This window comes from Roseateles sp. (assembly GCF_039595295.1).
GTDB lineage: Bacteria > Pseudomonadota > Gammaproteobacteria > Burkholderiales > Burkholderiaceae_C > Roseateles.
Genome location: NZ_JBCNLU010000006.1, coordinates 39,409 through 63,718, shown reverse-complemented (window position 1 = coordinate 63,718; position 24,310 = coordinate 39,409). Strand labels below are relative to the sequence as shown.

The window sequence follows — 24,310 nt, the reverse complement described above, 5'->3', positions numbered from 1 at the left end:
GCGTCAAGATCGCTGTAGTCACACTACAACCAAATCCATCGAGTCGCTCGGGGAGGCGGCAATCGGCATGCCTTCGCTGAGCCCGACGCCCGGCCCGCGCGGCCCGGGCTCCCGCTAGGGCGAACCCTTCCAGTGCGGCCGGGGGGGCGGGCCATAATCGCCTCCGGTCCTCCAAGGGCCGCCCCGCCGCAATCGAGCCTCCGTCTCGATCCGGCGCCAACCGGTCCTCAACCGGTGCCGTCGCGGGCGCATCCGACCTGATTCATGCGAGATTTCGACAGTCCCCGGCTGATCGCCGACATCGGCGGCACCTTCGCCCGCTTCGCCCTGGAGACCGCCCCGGGGGAATTCGAGCACATCGCGCTGCTGCGCTGCGCCGAGCATCCTGACTTCCACGCCGCCGTGCGCTCCTACATCGACCGCCTGCCCCGACATCTGCGCGTGGCGCATGCGGCGATCGCCATCGCCAACCCGGTCGAGGGTGACCTGGTGCGCATGACCAACTACCACTGGCAGTTCTCGATCGAGGAAGCGCGGCAGCGCCTCGGGCTGGACACGCTGGTGGTGGTGAACGACTTCACCGCGCTGGCCATGGCCCTGCCCCGGCTGCGCGGCAGCGAGATCCGCCAGATCGGCGGCGGCGAGGCCCGCCCCGACAGCGTCATCGGCCTGCTGGGCTCAGGCTCAGGCCTGGGCGTGTCGGGCCTGATCCCGGCCGGCGAGGGGTGGATCTCGCTGGGCTCGGAAGGCGGTCACACGAATTTCGCACCGCGCGACGAGCGGGAGATCGCGCTGCTGCGCTTCGCCTGGAACGAATACGAGCATGTCTCCTTCGAGCGTCTGCTCTCCGGCCCCGGCCTGGAGCTGATGCATCGCGCGATGGCCGACTATCTGAAGCGTCCGTCCGAAGCGCTGAGCGCGCCCGAGATCACCGCCCGCGCGCTCGAGGCCGCGGACCCGGTCTGCGAGGAGACGCTGGAGCTGTTCTGCACGCTGCTGGGCACGGCCGCGGCCAACCTGGCGGTGACGTTGGGCGCGCTGGGCGGCATCTACATCGGCGGCGGCATCGTGCCGCGCCTGGGCGAGTACTTCGACCGCTCGCGCTTCCGCGCCCGCTTCGAGGACAAGGGGCGCTTCTCGCAGTACGTGGCGGCCATCCCGACCTTCGTCATCACCGCCGAACACGCGACCTTCAAGGGCGCGTCCGCCATTCTGGAGGCGCAGCTGCGCAGCCTGCAGGCCAGCGGCGGCTCGTCGGCCATCGTGGGCCAGATCCGGCGCGCGCGCGACAGCCTGTCGCCGGCCGAGCAGCGCGTGGCGGACCACGTGCTGGCGCATTCGCGCAAGGTGCTCAACGACCCGATCGCGGAGATCGCCAAGGCGGCCAGCGTCAGCCAGCCCACGGTGATCCGCTTCTGCCGCTCGCTGGGCTGCGAGGGCCTGTCCGACTTCAAGCTGCGGCTGGCCTCGGGCCTGACGGGCACGGTCCCGGTCAGCCACACGCAGGTGACGCAGGACGACTCCATGGTCGAGCTGGGCGAGAAGGTGCTGGGCAACACCGCGTCCGCCATCCTGCAGGTCCGCAGCCAGCTCAACCGCGACATGATCGACCGCAGCATCGAGCTGCTGCTGGGCGCCTCCCGCATCGAGTTCTTCGCCATCGGCCATTACGGCGTGGTGGCGCAGGACGCGCAGTTCAAGTTCCTGCGACTGGGCGTGGCCTGCAATGCCTACACCGAGCCGCGTCTGCAGCTGCTGGCGGCGCAGACGCTCAAGGCCGGCGACGTGGCCGTGCTGATCAGCAGCAGCGGCAAGCTGCCCGAGCTGATCGCCGTCGCCGACGCGGCGCGCGAGCGCGGCGCCCATGTGCTGGCGATCACCGCCAGCCAGTCGCCGCTGGCGAAGAAGGCCGATGCGGCGCTGATCGTGGACCACGTCGAGGATGTCGCCACGCACCTGCCGATGATCAGCCGCATCCTGCATCTGCTGGTCATCGACATGCTGGCGGTGGGCGTGGCCATGCGCCGCGATCCGGACGCGCCGGCGCTGCGCGCCTCGCACCCCGATCTGGACGAGGTCGACGAGGACGGCCGCCCCAGCGCGCGCCGCGCCGCGCCCGGCATCAGCCTGGCCTCGCCGCTGGCCAAGCTGACCGCGCACAGTCGCTGAAGCCGCCGCAGATGCCGTAGATGCCGCGGCCGGCGGCATCGTCGATGTCGAGGGGGCGGCACGTCTGCCCAGGCTGTCAAACCGCGCATGCGAGGCCGCTACTCACGGGCCCTTCCCGGCTCCCGTGAGGCCCGATGGCCGACTCCGCATCCTCTTCTCGCGACGCGTCCTCCGCGTCGCCCTTCGCCGCGCTGTGTCTGGTCGCGGCCTTCCACGAGATCGCCGCCGAGCCGGCCGCCCTCGCCCACCAGCTGGGCCTCGGTCCCCACGATCCGGTCACGCCTGAGGACCTGCTGCGCGCCGCGCGCCTGCTCGGCCTGAAGGCCAGGCTGCTGCGCGCCGATCCGGCTCGGCTGTCGCGCTTTCCGCTGCCCGCGCTGATCTGGCTGAGACCCGGCACCTCATCCGATGAGGTCAACGCCGTCGTCGACGCCGTCCCCACCGATGACGCCGATCGCGCCGATGACGCCCCCGCACCGCTCGCGCCAGCCCGCGCGGCGGTCCTCGGCCGCATCACCGACGAGGAGGCGCTCATCGTCGAGCCGAGCACCGGCGGCGCGCCGGCCCGGGTGCCGCGCGACGCGCTGCTGGCGCGCTGGACCGGCGAGCTGCTGCTGGTCGCCAGCCGCGCCAGCCTGATCGGCGATGCGGCGCGCTTCGACTTCAGCTGGTTCATCCCCGCGCTGGTCAAGCATCGCCGGCTGCTGGCCGAGGTGCTGCTGATCTCCTTCGTGCTGCAGGGTTTCGCGCTGGCGCATCCGCTGTTCTTCCAGGTCGTGATGGACAAGGTGCTGGTGCACAAGGGCCTGTCGACGCTGCACGTGGTCGTCATCGGCCTGGTGGTGGTGATGCTCTTCGAAAGCCTGCTCAGCGGCCTGCGCCAGTACATCCTCAGCCACACGACCAGCCGCATCGACGTGGAGCTCGGCGCCCGGCTCTTCCGCCATCTGGCCGCGCTGCCGCTGGCCTACTTCCAGGCGCGGCGGGTGGGCGATTCGGTGGCGCGCGTGCGCGAGCTGGAGAACATCCGCGCCTTTCTCACCGGTCAGGCGCTGACGGTGGTGCTGGACCTGTTCTTCTCGGTCGTCTTCATCGCGGTGATGTTCGTCTACAGCGTGCCGTTGACGCTGATCGTGCTGGCGGGTCTGCCGGGCTACGTGCTGCTGAGCGTGCTCATCGTGCCGGTGCTGCGGCGCCGGCTGGACGAGAAATTCGCGCGCGGCGCGGAGAACCAGGCCATGCTGGTCGAATCCGTCACCGCGATCCAGACCGTCAAGGCCGGCGCGATGGAGCCGGTCTTCGCGCGGCGCTGGGACCGCCAGCTGGCGGCCTATGTCTCGGCCAGCTTCCGCACGCAGAACCTCGCGGCCTGGGGCCACGAGGGCATCGGCCTGATCGGCAAGCTGACGCAGGCGGCGACGCTGTGGTGGGGCGCGCAGGAGGTCATGGACGGCGCGCTGACGGTGGGCCAGTTCGTCGCCTTCAACATGTTCGCGCAGCATGTGGCGCAGCCGGTGATGCGCATGGCCAACCTGTGGACCGACTTCCAGCAGACCGGCCTGTCGATGGCGCGGCTGGGCGACATCCTGAACACGCGCACCGAGGCGGCGCCCACCAGCGCCGCTCAGCTGCCCGCGCTGCGCGGCGCGATCGAGCTGCGCGACGTCAGCTTCCGCTACCGACCCGAGGCGACGCCCGCGCTGCGCGGTGTCGACCTGGCGGTGAGCGCGGGCGAGGTGGTGGGCATCGTCGGTCGCTCGGGCAGCGGCAAGAGCACGCTGACCACGCTGGTGCAACGGCTGCACCTGCCGCAGGAGGGCCGCGTGCTGATAGACGGCGTGGACACCGGACTCTTGGACGCGGCGCAGCTGCGGCGTCAGATCGGCGTGGTATTGCAGGACAACCAGCTGTTCAACCGCACGCTGCGCGAGAACATCGCCATCGCCGATCCCGGCGCGCCGATCGAGGACGTCGTGCGCGTGGCGCGACTGGCCGGGGCACACGACTTCATCAGCGAACTGCCGCAGGGTTACGACACGATGGTGGGCGAGCAAGGCAGCTCGCTGTCCGGCGGTCAGCGCCAGCGGGTGGCCATCGCGCGGGCGCTGTTCACCGACCCGCGCATCCTGATCCTGGACGAGGCCACCAGCGCGCTCGATTACGAGAGCGAGGCCGTGCTGCACCGGAACATGGCCCAGATCTGCCGCGGGCGGACAGTGCTGATCATTGCCCACCGGCTCAGCGCGGTGAGAGGGGCCGACCGCATCGTGGTGCTGGAGCGCGGCCGCGTGGCGGAGCAAGGCTCGCACGACGCGCTGCTGCGGCGTCCGGACGGGATCTATCGGCGGCTGTGGGCCATGCAGGACGGACGAGGGGCGCAGCCATGACCGAGGACACGACAAAAGACACCGCGAACGACGCGAGGACGGCGCCGGCCGCGCGTGCCGGCAGCGTGGCGGGGGCGCTGCTGGCCCGGTATCTGGACGTCCTGGCGGCGGCCTGGACCGCGCGGCGCGAGCTCGCCGGCCCGGCGCGGCTGGCCGACGAGACGGCCTTCCTCCCCGCCGCCCTGGCGCTGCGGGACACGCCGATGCATCCCGCGCCGCGGCGCACGGCTTTCTCGCTGATGGGACTCGCCTCCATCGCGCTGGGCTGGAGCATCGTGGGCGAGGTCGACATCGTCGCGGTCGCCGATGGCAAGCTGGTCGTCAGCGATCGCAGCAAGGTGGTGCAGCCGCTGGAGCGCGCGGTGGTCAGCCGCGTGCTGGTGCGGGACGGCGACCGCGTCCAGGCCGGACAGACCTTGGTGGAGCTGGATCCCACCGCGCCGGCGGCGGATCGCGAGAACTTCGATGAACAGCGCCTCGGCGCGCGGGCGGACCGCTGGCGGGCGCAGTCGCTGATCGACGCGCTGGCGCGGGCGGAGCGCCGATCGCCGTCCACCTCCACGTCGGACGCGGGCGCGCTGCCGACGCCGCCCGTCGACTGGCCCGACTCGCAGCGCGACGAGGCCGCATCGATGCTGCGCGCCGAGTGGTCCGATCTGCAGGCGCGGCTGGGCCGGCTCGACGCCGAGGCGGCGCGACGGCAGGCGGAGCACGCGACCGCAGCGTCGGCGGTGGCGCGCCTGGAGGCGGCCTTGCCGCAGGCGACGCGGCGCGAATCCGATCTGCATGCGCTCGTCGGCGAGGGCTTCGCGTCGGCGCATGCCTGGGAGGACCGGCGGCGCGAGCGCATCGATCTGGAGGGCGAGCTCGACACCCAGCGCGGCCGGCTGCGCGAATCGGAGGCCGCGCTGGCCGAGACGCGCGCCGCGCGAGCCGCGCTGATCGCCGAGCTGCGTCAGCGCTGGCACGCCGCGCGTGACGACGCGGGGACCCGGCTGTCGCAGATCGAGGCGGAGTACCGCAAGGCCGGCCGGCGCGAGCAGCTGACGCGGCTGACCGCGCCGGTAGCCGGCACGGTGCAGCAACTGGCGGTGCACACGCCGGGCGGCATCGTCACCGAAGCGCAGCCGCTGATGGTCATCGTCCCTGACGACGCGCCGGTGACGGCCGAGGTGATGCTCCAGAACAAGGACATCGGCTTCGTGCGGGCCGGCGACGAGGCGGCGATCAAGCTGGAGGCCTTCCCCTTCACGCGTCACGGCACGCTGCCCGCGACGGTGACGCGCGTCAGCCCCGATGCGATCGAGCATGAGCAGCTGGGGCCGCGCTTCGCGGTGACGCTGACGCTGCGGGTCAGGGAGGTCGGCGTCGACGGCGTGGACGGCGCTGAGGGCCAACGCGTGCCGCTGCGGCCGGGCATGGCCCTGAGCGCCGAGGTCCGGACCGGCAGCCGGAGCGTGATCAGCTTTCTGTTGAGCCCGCTGGAGAAGATGGGGAGCGAGAGCTTGCGGGAGCGGTGACCCCCGAAAGGGGGTTGGCCTGCGTTGCCGGCACCGACGGGGACTGAAAACGCTTTCCTCCACCCCGCCGCGCCAGCTCGATGACCTACTTGAATCCCGCCCCCGCAGGCTCCGCTTCCTCCACCCCGCGAGCACATGACGCGCAACCAGCCCTCTCGGCCGAGGTGACGCGCGACCGGATCCGCACGATCCAGGCGCGAATGTCCGGATTCTTCGTCAATGACGAGCCCATCCCCTTTTCGCCAAAGGAGTATGGGGAGCGTCAGATCCTGATCCAGCATCTGAACTCTCATCTGAGGCACCGATACGGCCGCCAGCTGGTCCATTCGCTGGATGAGGCGATTCACCAGATGTGCCACGAGCTGCTCGCCGGTCGGTTCTTCGACGGCTATCCCGAGACCGATCCCTACTCCCATCTCGTGGCGCAGCTTGACAGGGCAAGCATCCCGAATGAGCCCGTGGATATCGCCGGGCCGTTTGCAGACGCCGATCTCCGGTCACGCCTGGGTTCGACGACGGACAACTCGCTGGTCTCCAGGACGCGTGTCCCCCGGTCATCGGCCTTGTACCTTGACGTCCTCGGTGCGCTCGCGCAGCTCGTCGAGCAGCAACCGAGCACCACCGCGCGGCCGACGCACCTCGCCACTGGCCTGCGCTTGCTGCGAGCCGCCACGGCCAGCGCCCTCACCGGCGCACCAATGCTCATCGACCTTGATCGCCTGCGCGAGCGAGCCGCGCACAGGACACAGGAGAATGTCGCGGCGACCGAGGCGCTCAGGGCGCTCTACCCAGCGCTACGCCAGCTCGCCCATGAGGATCACATCGGCATCAGTTTCCTCGACACCCGAGGAGCCCGGCCGGAAGGCAAGACCTGGCGAGCGATCAACGATGGATGGGTCGTGTCTGACGATCCCTCCCAGGCAAGGGCGTTCATCGACCTCAGCGCGCTCCCGCCGCTGGTCGCTCGCCCCCCACGGGTCCAGCCCCCGAGGATTCCGACGGTGGACGGCTCCAACCCGTCGCCCTCCCCGGGGCCGACGACATGGCGCAACCACGTCGATCTGAGCGCCGAGCCCTCCTATGTCAGTCGCGGCAACGATGCGCCGCCCAGGCGGATCCGTCTCTTCATCGCGCTTGATGACGACATCCGCATCGAGCAGATGGGGCAGCTCGCGCTGCGCAAGTACGCGGGCGATCTGGTCTGGGTCAGACTGTCGCGAGACGGCCAGTGGAGCCTGCGGGCCGGCTCCGGTCTGCTCGTCGACGCCGCCGGGGACGCGTCGTTCCAGTTGATCGTCGGCGGGCAGGGGCAGATCGACCAAGCGACCGGATCTCGCCTGGTGAGCGGCTATCGGCCCCAGGCGCTGGCCGACGCGATCGGCCCCTTGCTGAAGTCTCTGCGATCCGGTCTGCCCGCCCGGGTCGAGAGTACCCGCCTGTTGGCCGACAGCCTCAAGCCCCCGGCCAACGGCGGCTTTGGCCGTGACTTCGCGCTCGCCGCCGACCGCTCCGGATGGGCGCGCCCCGGCATGAGGACCACGACCTATGCGGATCTGCTCAGCCTCGGACGGGACGACCCCGACGGGTATCGGATCTTCGCCAAGGTCGACCCCGGGACACCGCCGCCCGCCCGAAACGCCGGCCAAGCGTGGCAGTTCTGGGTCGAGGACGGCGAAGTGCGCCGCCAGGACAAGCACATGCCCGCCCAGGATGAGGTCGACAGGTCGCTCGGACTGCTGCCGGGCAACACGGATCCGACGGCTCAAGCGCGGCGAGTCGACCGCGCGCTGGTCGTCCTGGACCAGCTCCCGGGCTGGGACGATGACTTGTCGACATCGGAACGCCAGGATCTGCTCCAGCGTGTTCGCCAAGCAGTCCTTGACGACCTGAAGACCCGGCCGGCGCCCGATCCCACATCGCCGGCCCACGCCCAGCTGCTGTCCGATGTCTCCCGGGACGTCGCGGCCGGCCTTCTCGGCGAGCGGGGCCGTCTTCGGCTCGCGTTCACTCGGCTGCGCGACGCGTCCTCGATCGCCGGCAAGCAAGATCTCGCGGCCAGGATCTGCGTATGGCCGATTCGAGCGAACACGCTCGGACGCACCGTCGAACTGGCCCAGGCGCTGTTCGCCCGCGGCGACCGCACGCGAGCGCTCTGGGCAACCTACTTCAACCGCGCGTTGACGGCCGGCAACTGGCTGCTGGCCCGGGAGACGGGAGGGCTTTCGAGCAAGCTCACTCGACGGACGGGCTGGAACAACCTGGTGGCCGCCACGACCAGTGCCGCGATGCAACGCGATGTCGTGGTAGTGGATGTCAGCTCGGAGGTCGAGGCCTCCGACGCGGACATCGAAGTCGTCCGCGCCAGGCATCTGATCCGGCATCTCGCGGACACAGGCGTGATCGGCGGCGCCCTTGCGGTCACGTCCGACGTCTCCATAGCGGTGCCCGGCCGCTGGCGAGAGGTCTCCATCCCGATGCAGCCGCCGGACGCATCCACTGGCCCCACGTCCGAGCGGCTTTGGCTGAGGGCGCTTTCGGATGAGGCGGTGCTGGACGCGATGCCGCAGGTAATGGCGCAGGTCGCCGGCGATCATCTCGTCTGGCGCCGCCCGTCAGAGAGTGACGTCGCCAGTCAAGTTCAGGCGGCGGCCGATGCCCCGCTGGCCGAAGCATTGCAGCGCTTGAACGCCCTGAGGTCGGAGAACGCCGACGAGATCAAGATGATCAACTTCGTCAGGAGGGACCTGGCCGGACGCAAGCAAGACATCCTCGCACGGGCGCCGACGGAGCCGGGAACGGACTACGCGCGACTGCGACGGGTCGCCGGCGACATCGCCAGGGAGGTCGGGGTTCCCATCGCCGGATGGCGCGAGATACGGCGCCGCCTGGAACTGGACGAAGGCGAGCTCACCCCGCTGGTGGAGGAGGCGCTGGGGATCCACGCATCAGCGATCGAGGCGGCGACGCAGGGAATGGCAGCCCTGCAGGCTCGCTTCCGGGATGAGCGCGTGGGCGCTTCCCTCGATGTCCACGACGCTCTGCCGGCAGACGCCCCCTTTGCGTTCTTCGTCGATCGCGGTCCGGACTTCAGCCAGTCCTTGGACCGGCGCCGGGGTCTGATCACGCTGCGCGATCGGTTCCTGGACCTTGACACCGAGGTGCGGGTTCGGCCGCTCGACGCATTCGAAGGACCGGGGATCTCAGCGCCGGAAGCCCGGGCTCGCCAGGACGCGGAGATCCGCATTGCCGAGGCGCTGATCGTGCGCTTGCTCGACGCGCCGGACGGGGAATTCCGTCTCGCGCCGCTGGGGCTGGAGAGCCTGCCTCGTCGCATGGCCTTGGACGACGCCGGCTTTCACGTCAACGGCACGGTGGTCGCCGTCCCGCGCGACGACCTGTCCGCCGAGCAACGCCGAACCGTCGCTACCGGGTGGCGTGTCAAGGACGACTCCGCCGACAGCCTGCTGCGTTCGCTGAGCGCGGCCGAGCAGCGAGGCGACTGGAGCGTCAAGCACCTGCCCAAGCTGCCCGATCCGCCCTCCGATGCCGTGCCGACCCGACTGAAGATCGTGCTTCAACTGGCCGGCGACTCGGACAGCGCCACGGCGGCGTGGCTGCTCGCCAGAAAGCACAAGGGACGTGCGGTCTGGTTGCAGGACAGGTCGCAAACCGAGGGATCCCGGTCGTTTGCCATCTCGGGCAAGCACTTCCTGGACACACTGACTGGCGCGGCCGAGGCCGACCTGCTGGTGGTCGGCCATGGCGGCATGTCGACCACCGGCGAGCAAACCTTGAGCGGCTGGACGCCGCAGCGGCTGGCGAGCCGCGTGCAGGAGCTCGTGCAGGGGCTACCGGCCCCGGGAGGCAAGCTCAGCCTGCGACGCGTGAGCCTGATCGCTTGCGATCTCGCCTCGCCGTATGTCGAGGCGCCGTTCGCCCATGCGTTCGTGAAGACACTGCTCAAACAACCCGGCATGAGCGAGGTCAGCGTGACGGCGAGGACGGGACGTTTGCATGTGATCGGCGCCGATGTCCTGGGCGATGAGCGCATCAGGATCGTCACGGAGCGCAAACAGCCGGACGGGGAAATCATGCTCCGGCACCGCATGCCCGGGGACACGATGGTCTATACACGCGAAGGCGAGACCGTTCCGTTCACGGTCACGGACAAGTACCCTGCCGACGATGTCGACGTGCCCGAACGCTGGTCGGTCTTCGCCGACCTGTTGCCGCGCAGTCTCGACGCCGTGCTGTCGGATCCAGGCGCCGGTCCGTCGAGTGCATCCGCACCGAAAGGCCCGAACTTCCCCCAGCCCGAGTCCGGATTCGCAGGCCTTGCGCTCCCTCGACGCCTCACCGCCGTGGCGGCGAGCCTGCAGACCGGCGTCGCCTCGTGGGACCTGTCGGCTCCGCCCGCCCTGCAGGCGCAGCGCGATGCGCTGACGGACGCCACCTGGCAGGCGTTTGAAAAGAAGAAGCCCCTTTCGGGCAAGAGCAGAGCCGTCGCCGAGCATATGGTGGAGGGGCTGCTGACGGGATCGGCGTCCTCATTCCTGAAGGCCTACGTCGGTGTGCTGAACGCACAGGGCGCCAACGTCGCAGGTGATCCCGCCAAGCTCCAGGACGTCCATGCCGCCTACGAGACGCTGCGCACGACCGCGATGGAGCAACTGGGGACCGCCAACGCGGACCTGCGGGTCCACACGAACAGCGCGATCGCCCATCTCTTCGGGCGCGCGGCGCGGGCCACCGACGGCAGCCCGTTGCTGCTTGACTTCGTCGCCATCGATGAAGATGCCGTGCTGGGCGTCCTTGCCCCGCCCGAAGTCGCGAATGCAGGCGTGGAACTCGAACTGGCCCGTACGCTGAGCCAGCTCCACGACACCGGCTTCATCGGCCCCGTGCAATGGCGTTCCAGCCACAGGCCTGTCTCAGGCGCCTGGACGGCCTCGGGCAAGGACTTTGTCTCGAGCATGGACGCGCCCGCTCTGCTCTGGACGGACGTCCACTTCGATCCCATCAACGGTCTGCTGTGGGGCCAGCCGGCCCGTAGCTTCGATCCCCCGCCCATCGCCGACGACCTGCCGCTGCCCGGCCTGGCTGCGCTGGAGCGGCGGATCCGGCAGTCGCTGGACCCGCGGACGGGCATGGTGCGTCTGTCCTGGGAGGATCTGGAAGGATCGATAGGCGTCGCACGCATGCGGGTCGACGACTTGCCACCGGCCGTTGACGGAGGCGGACGGCCGCGCGCTCGCGCACTTGGGGACGCGCTACGACGCCTGGACCTGATGGTGATCGCGCTGGCGAGCAACGAGACAGGCGAGATCGTGCCTGACCGATTGCCGGCGACGCTCACCCTGACCGACGATGCCCTGCGATCAGGCGATCTGGTGGTGGCGAATCGATCGCCGCAAGGGTGGTCGTTCAAGCGCGGCGACGCCTGGACGCCGCCTCCCAGGCTGGCCGGCGGGGAGCCGACGCTTTCGATGACCGGCACCGGCCGCGCGCGCGCGATCGCGTCCAGCCTGTCGCTGGTGCCGGAAGCGTGGTTCGGCGACCCTGGCAAGCTTGGACCGTACCGGCACGAACTGGTCGAGGGTTACGGTGACACCGCTTTCGCCGCGCCCGACGCTTCCGTCCAGATCGATCCAGAGGTGCGCCGCGTGGCGGCCGAGACCTTGATGATGGGCATCCTCGACCCGTCGCTGGCGACGATGGAGCGCGCCCGCCGGCTTCTGCTGGACGCCGCCAATCAGGCCGGCACCGTGGGCGACGAATCGCCCGATACGCGGGCCGCGCGGGCCCTGCGCCACCTGGTCGAAGGCGCCGAACAACATCTGATGGGCGGCACCGACCAGCGCGCGATGACGGAAAGTGTCCAAGGTCGCCTGCTCGCCAACTTCTTCTCCAGCACCCTCGTGTCCGGGCCGACAACGCCCTTCCACCTGGATTACGACCGCTTGAGACGCGGCATCGAAGGCCCGAACGCGAGTCCCGAGGACACGAGCTACGCGGCGCTGATCCTCTCGATGCGCGACGAGCTCGACCTGCTGTCGTCCACCGGGGTGATCGGTGAGGTCGAGTACACGCGCAAACGCCGGCCGGTGGGGGGCGGGGCCAAGTGGCGTCATGACGACGAGGGGCTCTGGATCGCTAGCGACGACATCTTGGACGAGCAATGGCCGACCGCGGTCTTTGATCCGGATCAGCACCGGGTGCAGCGGCTGCGCTTCAACGATTTGCGCGAGGGGTGGGGAAAGCTCGCCGACGAATTGAGCGTCGACGTCCGCTCTCGCGAATTGAAGGAATGGCTGAACGAGACGTCACGGAAGCTGAAGGCCTTGCTGTCCCGCCCGCGGGCCGCGATGGCGGAGGGCATGAGCTCGGAGGCTTGGCAGCGGCGCGTGGATGAAGTGAGCAAGCTGACCCAGACGCCGCCGGACGACCCTGAGGTCAAGGCACTCTGGGACAAGGTGGTGGCACGTATTGGCGAATCGGCGAAGCTGGCGTCGAGCCCGGCCTACCAGGCCGCGTTCGGCGAGGGAGGCCGAGACCTGTTGCCCGCCGATTCCCCCTTGCCCTTTCTTGGCCTTGCAAGACCGGATCTGAAGCAGCGCTTCGACGCCACATCGGGCGCTCTCACGATCGAGAAAGAGGGCCAGACGCTCACATGGCAAGTCCAGACGGCGGCGAGCACCCCTGAGACCGATCGGTCCTGGCGTCAGGCGCAGTCCCTGCGGGAGCTGGATGTGTTGCTGGTCGCGTCGCTGGATGGGACCGACTCGCAGTCGCTGCCGAACAAGCTCCTCTACGAATCCGGCGAGCTGAGCGCTGACGGGGTGGTGATTGCGAGGATCGTGCCCGTCGCCGGCTGGGAGACTGCTCCGGCTTGGGACATCTCGGACTCCGAGCCCGAGTCCGACGTCCCCCTCGGATCCGCGACCCCAGCCCGGACCGAAGCCAAGCCCGCAGGGGTCCCGGCGGGCTCCGTACAAAGCGAGATCGCCCCGCCAAGCGAAGCCGCCGCGGCATCGGATGAAATGCCGATGGACGTCAATCAGCCGACGACGAGCACGGCAGAAGAAGGCACCAGCCGAGGCACCAAGCGGCCCCTGGCCGAGCCGGACAACGTCGTCCCCGCCAAGCGCGATCGCCCCGAGGGATCGTCGGCAGTCGATGTCGATGCACCTCGCTCCGAGTTCGAGTCCGAGTTCGAGTCCGAGACGGAGTACCAGCCCGATTCCGACTCCGATTACCAGCCAGATTCCGACTCCGAGTCCGGCTCCGAGTCCGACTCCGACGCCCCCCCTCGAACCGCGACCAAAACCCGGAACGAGACCAAGACCGTGCCGATCTCGGAGGGCTCGACACGCAGCGAGATCGCCCCCCCAACCGAAGTCACTGCGGCATCGGACGAGAAGCCGATGGACGTCCATCAGCCGACGACGAGCACGGCAGAAGAAGGCACCAGCAGAGGCGCGGAGCGTCCCCTGGCCGAGCAGGACAACGTCGTCCCCGCGAGACGCGATCGCCCCGACGGCTCGTCGGCAGCCGATGTCGATTCATCGGGCATCGTGTCGGTAGAGACGACGGGGGACACCTCGCTGACCATTCCCAACTCCAAGGCCATCGACACGCTGATCGTGGCTTGGCTCGACAGGCAATGGTCCGGTACGGAAACCAAGGTCAAGTGGAAGACCAATGACCGCTCAGCCTTGATCAAGGCCATCTCCTCGGAAGCTCAAACGCGTGGCCAGATCGATTCGGGCGCCGTCGATGAGCTTTGCTCACTGGTGAACAAGGGCAACGCTTCGTCCTCCGCGGCATTTCTTCTGGACATCCATGAGCGATTCGCCGGGAATCCCACCGTTGGCACCGGCGCCTCGATGTCCCGCAGGGAGGCGGCCTCATTGCTGAGTGCCGCCATTCGTCGTACCCGAAAGTCAGGCGAATCTCAGGTGGCGTGGGACTCGCTATCGGACTGGATCTTCGCCGCGCTGGACTCCTCCCAACAAAGAAAGGGGCTCAGGATCGACGCCGACGCCCTGCTCCAGTTGCAGCAACGTGGCTCCGAAGGAGAGCTTGTCGCCAGCAAGATCGTCAAGTTGCAACCCGTCCTGGAGGCGCTGTCGGCCCGAGGCGTCATCGGACAGATCAAGGTGGTGGCGAAAGAGGAAACCACCCTGAAACGCGGCACTTGGGTCGCCCACGGAAAGGACGGCTACCACGTCGCAAGGACGCCGCTCAGCGGGATTCTTCAACAACAGGGAGATGTCTCTACGCCCGCCCTCGTCTACGACAAGAACGATGCCTTGCCGGGGCTCTCTTTGGTTTGGTATCGGAAATACTCCACTTCGACCCGCCAAATTGTCGCAAAGCTCGGTCATGACGACAGCGGTGCTGCGAAACACTTCCAGTTCAAGACAACGAGATCGGGCAGCGTGGAGTCGAAGTCCTCGACCATACATTACCTCCGCATTGGCGACTCCATGGACGCATCGGCTGCCGCGATGGATCTCGATGTCGCGGCTGCGCACCTGATCGCCAATGGTTCCGTGGCCGCTCGGATGCCGAAGCGCTTGATAGCGAACCCTCGAGAAGTTTCGCTGGCGCGGAAAATCGGGTCAGCCCCCCTGGAGACGACCGTCGCACTCTTTGAGCGCGATGGCGAGCGCCTGAAGCCGGACGCCAAGGCCATCGAACAGTTCCGCGCCTTCATGGATGCCGGTGAGGTGCAGGCCGATGTATCTCGGCCCGATCTGAACAGCTGGCGTAACGAGTTGCTGCCACGGCATCAGGGCAACGACGCCTGGAGCGCGCTGCTGTCGAGAGTCCGCTCGTCTCCGGCCGACGGGGTTCGGTCCGCCGACAGGCGGACCATCGTGCTGCAGATGGATGATTCACCCTCCGCGTACGAGGCGAGCCTGAGGGTCATGGCCAGAGAGATGAGCAAGGACCGTCGGGCCTTGTGGATTCAAACGGATCATTCCGGCAACTTCCAAACCTACGCGGGGAATACTGCGTCATTCGGGCCAAAGGACATTCCGATCAAGCTCGTCATCGTCGGCCAGGGTGCCAACAAGGGCCAGTCAACAACATTGAGCGGCTACGAAGGAGAGGATCTGGGCAAGCGCGTGACAACCCTCCTTGGAAAGAATTTCCCGCAACAAGCGCTGCCCATCGACCGCATCACGTTGCTGGCCTGCAAGATCGCCTCGGAATTCTCAGCGAGTCGGTTCGAGGACGATTTCGCCACCGGTTTCAAAATTTCCCCGTCGAAGAAGGCCAGGGAGCTGGCGATCACCGCATACAGGGACATCGTGCTGTTTCCCGGCGACGAGCCGTCCAAGCCTGATTTCTCCCGGCGCTGGACAGTCGGAGAAGGAGAAACGCAAGCGATCCATCACGCCAGGAACAGAACTTCGATCACCATCAAGAAGCTCCGCTCCAGACAGGATCAATCGATGCGGAAGCTAACACAAAAGTACCAAGAGGAGCCGACCACCAAGCCCCTTTCCGAGGACGCCACCAAGCTCGCCCTCGACACGGCACTCGACGTCTCCGGCTCGGACGCCGACCGCCTCAACGCCTCGATCGAGAAGGACCTGCTCTTCTACCGTCCCGATCTGGGCGACGAGCTCCCTTCCCTCACCTTGCGGTCGCTGTTCGCCGATGACCAGGGGGTGGTCGACAAGGAGCGGCTGGATCGCATCGCCGAGGACGCCACGGAGCAGCAACAACTCGCCTGGGACATCGAACGCGAGTTCAAGACCACGACCGCCGACGCGCCACTGCGCGACCTGATCGACGAGTCGCTGGCCGGTTGCATGGTCAAGCTCGAGGGACGCGAAGTGCCGGCCCGCTTCCTCGACGCCCTGGGCGCCCGCCTCGACGGACAGCCGCTCACCGCCGAGCGACTGCGAGTGGCCGGTGGACACGGGGTCGAGTTGGGTGATCGCCTCCAGCTCGACTCGGCGCGATTCGAGGCGGTGTTGCCGCTGCTGCCTTCCGACGCGGACAGCACCGCGCGTGTCAGGACGCTCTCCCAATGGCTGAGGGCCCGACACACCCAAGTCGACGCGTCCCTCCCCTTGTTCTTCGACACGCCGTCGGCCAGCGCCCTGGCCCTGACCCGCCGAATGGTCGCGGCGGCCGGCCCGGACAGCTCGGAAGCCGACCTGCTCAAGGCGGTGCACGATCGCGAATCCGGTCCGAAGGGCTTGCTCGACGAGATCGTCGACGGCCTCCCCGATGCAAGTCGCGTGGAGTTCAGGCAGTGGATGGATCGAATCGGTCTGCGCGAGGACGCGCCCAAGACCATGAATCCGCCGCCCCCCTCGCCCGCACAGGGCTCGCCCGTCGAGCGAGTGATCGCAGAGATGGGCCGGGACGCTGAACACGGCCACGACATCGACTTCGACACGATCGACGCGATCAACGAGAAGACCTCGCTCGCCGCGCTCGAGAAGATCGGTGCGGTGCGGATCGATTCACAGGGCGTCAGGCTCGACAACGATCGGCTGACGTCGCTCTTGAGCGGCGAGGCCTCGCCGGAACTCGCCATGGCGGATCGCGCGTTCCGCAAGCTGCCAGGCACGCTCTTCCAATCGCTGCGCCGATCGGCATCGGCTCCGGTGGTGGCCCGCATGGATGCCAGCCGCTCGCGGCCGGGTCCCGTGACAAAGATGCTGGGCAAGGTCGACGGGTCGGTGGACTTCATGGACACCGCACTGGGCATCGGCCAACTGATCGCGCGCGGGCATGAGATGGACCCCGTCTCGCTGGTACTGACCAGCGTGCAGAGCTCCAGCATGGCCGTGACGCCCCTCTTGGCGCTGCTTGGCAGAAAGCTGTGCGCCCTCGACGCGGTGACGCGCATGAAGGTGCTTCGCGGGCTGGGAACAGGCCTTGCGGGTGGCGTAGGGAATGTGGTGATGGCGGCGGTCGGCGTCACCGCCTGCGTGTTTCAAGGCATCGACTTCGTCAAGAGCGGTCAGTCCATCGACAGTCCAGCCGGCAAGTCCTTCGTCCTCAACACCGTCATGACCTCCTTCTCGGTGGGCATGGCGTTGACCGGCGCGGTGATCGGCGTGAAGACGATTCTGGCCGGCGGCACCGCCGCGCTGGCCGGGACCGCCATGGGCGTGGCCTCCGCCATCCTGGCCAAGGTGGCAGCCCCCGCCGCGGTCGTGATGTTCGTGATCAATGGGATGGCGCAGGCCTTGCTCTGGTTCGACGAGTTCGGCAAGTACATCCTCGACTCGGCCAGTGCGGGCGACCGTTTCGCCGCGGGTTTAGCCAAGGTCTTCGGCATCTCGACCGATCTCGTGCTGCGGGCCGAGATGGAGAAAGCGGCATACGAAGCCGCGACCGAGTACGCCAGGACGCTGAAGGCGCAATTCAAGGACTCGGCGCAGTTCGAGATGGACATGCTGGCGAAGAAGCAGGGCTACAACGAGTTCTTCGTCCCTGACACCGAACACCCGGTGCGACACCCCGTTTTTCACGATCACACGACGAAGAAGAAGTACACCTTCGTGCTGCAAGCCGCGGAGCCCATCGCCCGCGACTTCGTCCACCACCAACGGGATCGAGGGGGCGCTGCCGCCCCGTCCGTGGCCGTGCTATCCATGGATCGGATCAACGCGTGGCAAGGGCCGATTGATGATTTCGGGCGCGATCTCATCAAGGGGGAGAAGCACGCAAAGCGTCAGCTGTTCCAGCTCGGCAGGTCAACCAGTACGGTCGTCGAGGGTAGTCTGCACGACGACATCTTTCAGATGACGGCGCCGGACAACGTTCGTCTGCGGGGACTTGGCGGCGACGCCGACGAGATCCAGCTGGATGCCGATGGCTCGGACGTGAATATCCTGCACGAGTTCGCGGGCATGAAGCCGGTGCTCCGAATCGAGATGCCCCAACGCGTGACGTCCTGGGCGACGGACGTGCATCGAATCAGCGTCCACAATGCGCGCGACGTCTTGATCCGCGGCTCGGACGCCGATGAGCGATTCGACGTGTCGTCCGCCCATGCCTTGATCGACGGCGGCGATGGCCACAACACCTACCTGCTTCGCGACAACAATCAGATCATCTCGACGTCGAACGACATGGCCATCTGGTCGCGCGGCGTCCGCTATGCGCGAATCGATATCGGCCGAAGGCGTGACACCCGATTGCTGCTCAAGATCGATGTGCTCCATGAGGCGGTGCGCTACCGCCGGGACGGTCAGCGTCTGGTGCTTTCCATCGGCGACGACACGCTGAAGCTCGACGGCTTCTTCGATCGACTGGAGGCGCCCGCGCGGGACGCCATGTCGGCCCCCCCTGCGAATCCGCTCATGCTCATCGACGCCCTGGGGCGGGCCGTCGTGCTGATCAACCCGCTGTCCATCGGCGACCAACCCGTGCCCCCCAGCCAGTTGGAGAAGCATGTGACGCTCCCCGCGTCGGGCCTTGCCGCGCCGATCACGCTGACCGGCGACGAGGCGCTGACTCGCTATCACCTATCCTCCGGCTCAGGCGACATCCGCGTCGAGCCGATGACCGCGGTGCCGATCGACATGGCGCTTGACATTCCGATCGATCGGCTTCGTCAGGAGGTGCAAGCCGAGGATCTCCTGATCATCGAAACCCCTCCCTCTGACGCCAGCCAGGACTTCACCCCGCTGCGTTTGCGACTGGTCGGCCAACGCGACGCCTCGGGACCATGGAGCGCCGCTCCCGCCATGCTCTGGGCGAACGGTACGGACAACAAGCCCCTGCCGCTCACCTTGCCCGATTCCGACGAACAGGTCGCCGCTGCCGTGCGGACCGTCGCGAGCAGCGGCTTCAGCAGCCACGGCAGCGGCAACGACGGTGCAGGGCAGAGCACGAGCACGCATTCAGGAACGCTCCCGTTCCTGGATCCGTCGCCGACGCAGGTCCGCAGCGGCACCGTTGCCGACGACACGCTCAGCTGGAAGGGCCTCCCCGACGGATCGATCCTCCGGGGGGGTGAGGGTTCGGACACGTACTGGCTCTACGCAAGCCCGCCCGCCGCCAGCGGACAGCATGTGGTGATCGACAACTTCGCACAGGATCGGACGCAGGACGTCCTGCAATTGCGCCACATCGACACGGCCGAGTTCCTGGAGCAGGTCCGCCTGTCACGCATCGGCGATGACCTCGTGATCGCGCTGGCACGCGACACGATCACCGTCCGGAACCATGCGACCGACCCCGACGCCCGGCACCTGTCGGTCCGGGTCGGAACAGAGCGGTTCGCACTGCCCGTCATTCGATCGGACGGGATCTTCGTGCATCAGCCCGACGAGCAAGGTGACGCGCTGGCGACGGCTCCAGGCACGCATGTCTTCCTCTCGGAACCCGGCGCCCCCTGGGGCGACCAGCCCTCCACCCGCCGGATCCGGATGCGACGTCCGGTCGAATGGGTGTCCCACGGCGATACGGTGGAAGCCCATGGAGACGGTACAACGCCGTCGATCGTGCTGATCCAGGACTATCACCGGCGCCCCGGGCGATGGTCGCTGCAGGTGGAGGGAGAAGGAGGATTCTGGAACGCGCTGCCCGATGGCGAGCGGCCGCCGAGCAAGGCGCTCCCCCAGGGCGCCGCCGACATCCAGCACCAGCTCTCCTTCGCTCGCCACGGTTGGATCGACTTCGACGTGGCCTACGCCGCCGCGGACGTGCAGGCGCATCTGCGGTCCAAGGGGATGCCCGGGGACATCGCATCCCGGATTCGCAGCGCCACGCCTCGGCAGCTGCTTCGGCTCCATGACTTGCTGCGACAGGTGGTCGATCGCCACGCATGGGCGCTTCCCGCTTCGGTGATCGACGGCTTCGCTGCCAGCGACGTCGACCTCACGCCCGCCCAGATCCCGGTGCTCAAGGATCTGGCACAACGGCAGATGCCCTGGCCCACGATCGAACTCGCCTTGCGAGAGAAGCTGACTCTGCAGGACCTCCAGGCCCATGAGACCTTCTGCGCCCGGAACCTGCCACGGGGCATCGATGACCCGGACGCGGGCTGGGCCCTGGAAGAGCTGATCCGGATTCGGGCCGGCGCGCTGCCGTCAAGATCTGTCGCCGTGCCTTTGCTGCCAGCGGTCCTTCAGCTGAAGGGACGGCCAGCGGCTGTTGCGGAATCTCTGGCGCGTGCCATGTTGGACGCCGGTGTTCCGGACGCGGACTGGGTCGCCGACATGCGCTTGGCGGGCGTCGAGGATTACACCGTTCTGCGGCGCCTGCGGGAGTCCGGCATCTCGGCTCACGATGTCGTCCTTGGCAATGCGAACCGCAAGGCCTATGAGCAGGGCGACCGGTCGGCGCTCATCAGCGTCAAGGCATCGCCGACTTTCAAGAGCGCGCCCCAGACGGAGTACCGATACCTGGCAAGACGCTATCTCAAGTTCAATGACGACCGCACCGGCTTCCACTTGGCGCATAGCCAGGCGCAGCAAGGTGTCCAGTACGACCTCGTACCCGGGCAGGTGCTCGACACCGAAGGCGGGTCGCCGGAGAATCCTCAGACCCTCATCGATGAGCGAAATGCCAATCTTCGCAAGCAAGCCGCGAAGGTCGAGCAGGATCGCTCGAAGAGCCCCTGGGACAGCGCACAGCTCTACTCGCCCGCGTCATTCGATGACTATCCGTTGCCCTCCGTCGTGATCCTTTACGAGGAGGGGCTGCTCGACTATCAGCCCTTCACGATCGAGGGGTCCTGGGAGGGCCGTTCACTGCCGCAGCACCTCGTCGACGGCCACGGCGAATCGGGGGAGATCACGGCTTGGCGCCCCGCCAAGACCGACGTGGGTCCGGACAAGTTCATCCGCTTCGACTTCCGGCACGCGATCGTCCTGACGGGTCTGGCGTTGAAACTGGGGCCCACATCGTTCGCGAGCGACAAGGCTCGGGAGATCAAGCGCGGAGGGCCGCTCGGCGCGCGCTGGAAGGTCCAGGGCATTCGCAAGGACGGGCAGCGCATCGACGTTTCCGCGCCGTTCGAGACGGCCTGCGACAGCGCGAAGGTGAAGATCGATACACAGGGCGTGCCCTATGCCGCCTACGAGATCGTCGGCATCGATGGCGACTTCCCGGCCACGTGGTTCGAGGAAGTCGAGTTCCAGACCGGCGAGGCGGGGGCCAGCCCAGTGCTGCAAGCGTTGACGGCCGAGTCGCTCTTCTCGCACGAGGACGCTCGGTGGCTAGCAAGGCGGGGAGTGCAGACTCCCGACGGGGTGAAGCATGCGAGGTCGCTTCGCGCAGCGCTGGGCGTCGAATTGTCGCTGGAGGCGACCGCGGACGATGTCGCGCGCCATGCCGCGCCCGCTGAGCGGGAGCTTGGGCTGTTCACTCGCCTCAACCAAACGGGCCGGACCCCCGACCAATCCCTGGAAATCGTGCGCCGCGGCCTCTCGCCGCGCGAACGTATCGAGGTCGGCCTGCCGCTGCTCCGCTACAGGAGCTGGGGCACGTCCCTGCTCACGAACAGTGTCGTCGACCCCCTACGCCAAGCGGTCGTGGCCCGGCTCGACGGCATGACGGCGCCTGCGGCGCGACGGGATCCCGACTTCACCCAAACCGTCGCCGGCCTCCTGCTCGACGCCGCCGCCGGCGACAACGATGCGATTCCCGCCGCGCTTGTGAAGCTCCACGACGCGCAGGCCCTGCTGTACGGTCAGCACGCGGTGGAGGTCCCGCGCGACTGGCATTCCAAGACCTTGCGCGAGTTGACCGGATCCGCCACGACCGACCGGCCTGCGCTTCGCGTGTCCGCCCCCGAGGCCATCGTGGGCACGACCCTGGGCTGGATCGCCGATGTGCTCCGCGCTCAGGTCATGGCGTCGCACGGCAGGGTGAACGCGGACATGGCCACGTTACCGGTGCACTTGGCGCTGGCGACGATCGCGGCCATGGTTGAGGGACGCCCCGCCGTCCTGCAGGCGCCCGTCGGCACCAGCCCCCGCGCGCAGGAGCTGATCAACAAGGCGGCCTTTGAACTCAAGCGCGACCTGGAGCCGCTCGGATTGATGGCGCCACCCACGGCGATGCAGAGCATCCGCACCGAGCCGTCAGCCGAAGAGGACGCCACGGAGCGACAGCGGCTGCAGGCCGTCATCGACAGCCTGCCGGCGCGGCTCCATGATGCCGAGGCGGTCGAGCCCCTCGACGCTCCGCTGCTGGCCCCGCTTCGCTGCGAGGTGATACGTCTGCTCCGGAAGGGGGCGAGACGGATCAAGCTCGACGACGAGACCGTCGAGGCGGTCTCCACCCTGCTGCTGAAGGCGTCCGGCGGTGATTGGCACGCCTTCGGCGCCGCGGTGGACCGGCTCGCCTCCGCCTCGGACATGCAGGGCGGTGAGCTGGACATCACGGCGATCGACTGGGGCGCCAAGGCCGTGAAGGCGCTGACCTCGACGGCGCTTGACGAGGAGGCCACGCGAATGGGCTTGATGTCGGTCTCCGTCAGCCTTCCCGCCGTCGTGTTGGCCAAGCTGCTGGAGATGCGGCGAGGCATCATCTCGGACGCTCTCGGCGACCGGGTGGCCCAACGCTCGGTTGCTCCCGGCGAGCTCATGCTCGCGACACTGGGCGCCGCGGTCGCCAGACAGCCTCTCGTGCTGCGCTTCCCCGACGGGGATACCGTTGCGGATGCGGCTCGACGGCAGGCCTTGACGGAAGCGGCCGCTGGCCTGGATGCACTGGAAGCCGCCGGTCTTCTGACGCTCAAGGTGCTCAGGCAGGGTCAGCCGCCGGAAGGTCAGCCCGGGTGGACGTCGATCCGAGAAGGTGACGATCCGATCTCACAAGCGTTGGATCCGCGCACGCTGCTGGCCACCGCGACCCCTCGGACGCCGAGCGCGGCGGCCGTGCCCCCATCCCTCGAACCGCTGCAGAGCACCGCGCGCTCACCGGCCGACTTGGCGGCATTGCTGACCCAGGCGATCGCGGGCTTCAAGCACCGATGCGGCGATGGAATCGCCGCCAGCCCGGCGCAGCCTGCGACGTCGACGTGGCTGGATCGGCTGCTCGCCCCATCGGTCGGTTGACTCCGGCGCAACGCGCATAGCGCTCACCACCCCGCCAGCACCTCCTCCGCCAAGCCGAAGGCGGTGCTGGCACCGGTGCCGCCGGTGACCAGCACCACCCGCGTGCGCTCGTCCGGCGCGTCGATCAGGCAAGGGCGCTCGGCGCTGACGGGATAGACGCCGGTCCAGCGTTCGACGACTTGCACCGGCACCGGCAGCTGCCGGTGCAGCTCGTCCAGGATCAGCCGGTCCACCTCGTCGCTCGCGAACGGCGGCAGCACCGGGCCGTAGTGATGCGAGTCCCCGACCACCAGCGTCCCGTCGGCACTCTGCACCGCGATCAGGTGGATGCCGTGGGCCAGCGCATCGTGGCGTTCGGCCGAAAGACGCTCGAGCAGCGGCTGCGCTTCGGGCAGTGCGGCGTAGCCCTCGTAGCGGACCAGGCTGAGGTCGGCCATCAGCGCGGCGTCCAGGCGGAAACCGTCCGGCGGACGCACGCGGAGCATCTGCAGTTGGCAGAGCGAGAGCGCATGTGGCGCCAGGCGGCGGGCGAAGAGGCCGTGCAACTCGGCGCCGGAGCAGACCGCGACGCGCTCGGCGTTGTAGACGGCCCGGGATGTGCGGATGCGAGGGGCTTCGACGTCGAGCACCGACTCGCCGAAGCGGAACTCGACGCCATGGTGCTCCGCCAGCCAGGCGGCGATGCGCGGGATCACCTCGCGCGATTCGACGCGCAGTTCGTGCGGGCTGTAGAGGCCGCCGAGCAGGCCTTCGGCGCGCAGGCCGGGTTGACGCGCGGCGGCTTGCGCGGGGTTCAGGCGCTCGCAGCCTTCACCCATCTCGGTGGCGAGGAAGGCGTCGAGCAAGGCTTCGGATTCGGCGCAGCGGGCGGCCATCAGGAGGCCGGCGTGCTCGATGCGCAGGCCGGCTTGGGGGGCGAGCTCGGCCCAGAGGTCGCGGGAGCGGCGGGCGCGTTGCCAATGGGTGCCGCGCTGCTGGCCGGTGACGGTGACGAAGCCGAAGTTGCGGATGGAGGCGCCGATGCAGGCGGCGTCGCGCTCGACGACAACAACGCGCCAGCCGCGCTTGGCGCCGGCCCAGGCATGCGCCAGGCCGACGATGCCGGCGCCGACGACGAGGAGGTCATGGGTCATGGGAGAGTGGAAGTGATGGAGAAAAGTTGACTCCCTCTCCCGCATGCAGG

Annotated in this window: 5 protein-coding genes; 4 read left to right on the top strand and 1 reads right to left on the bottom strand. The window is 68.3% G+C overall.

The genetic code is table 11. The features are described from left to right. Window positions 1-264 precede the first annotated feature (264 nt). From ABDW59_RS06535 to ABDW59_RS06520, 4 genes are all read left to right on the top strand, one after another. Window positions 265-2,169 (top strand): glucokinase, encoded by a 1,905-nt coding sequence (locus ABDW59_RS06535; protein ID WP_343628735.1) that lies wholly within the window; start codon window positions 265-267, stop codon window positions 2,167-2,169. A 134-nt stretch (window positions 2,170-2,303) separates the two neighbouring features. Further along, a complete protein-coding gene (locus ABDW59_RS06530) occupies window positions 2,304-4,556 on the top strand; it encodes a type I secretion system permease/ATPase (RefSeq protein WP_343628734.1) in 2,253 nt (750 codons plus the stop codon). After that, window positions 4,553-6,076: an HlyD family type I secretion periplasmic adaptor subunit gene (locus ABDW59_RS06525; protein WP_343628733.1), complete on the top strand. Its 1,524-nt coding sequence runs from the start codon at window positions 4,553-4,555 to the stop codon at window positions 6,074-6,076. Before ABDW59_RS06530 ends, ABDW59_RS06525 begins: the two co-directional genes overlap by 4 nt. An 80-nt stretch (window positions 6,077-6,156) precedes the next feature. After that, window positions 6,157-23,127: a C80 family cysteine peptidase gene (locus ABDW59_RS06520; protein WP_343628732.1), complete on the top strand. Its 16,971-nt coding sequence runs from the start codon at window positions 6,157-6,159 to the stop codon at window positions 23,125-23,127. A 23-nt stretch (window positions 23,128-23,150) separates the two neighbouring features. On the opposite strand, the gene ABDW59_RS06515 is transcribed toward ABDW59_RS06520, so the two are convergent. Then, the gene (locus ABDW59_RS06515; protein ID WP_343628731.1) at window positions 23,151-24,260 is read right to left on the bottom strand and encodes a TIGR03364 family FAD-dependent oxidoreductase; all 1,110 of its coding nucleotides are present in this window, start codon (window positions 24,258-24,260) and stop codon (window positions 23,151-23,153) included. Window positions 24,261-24,310: the final 50 nt, after the last annotated feature.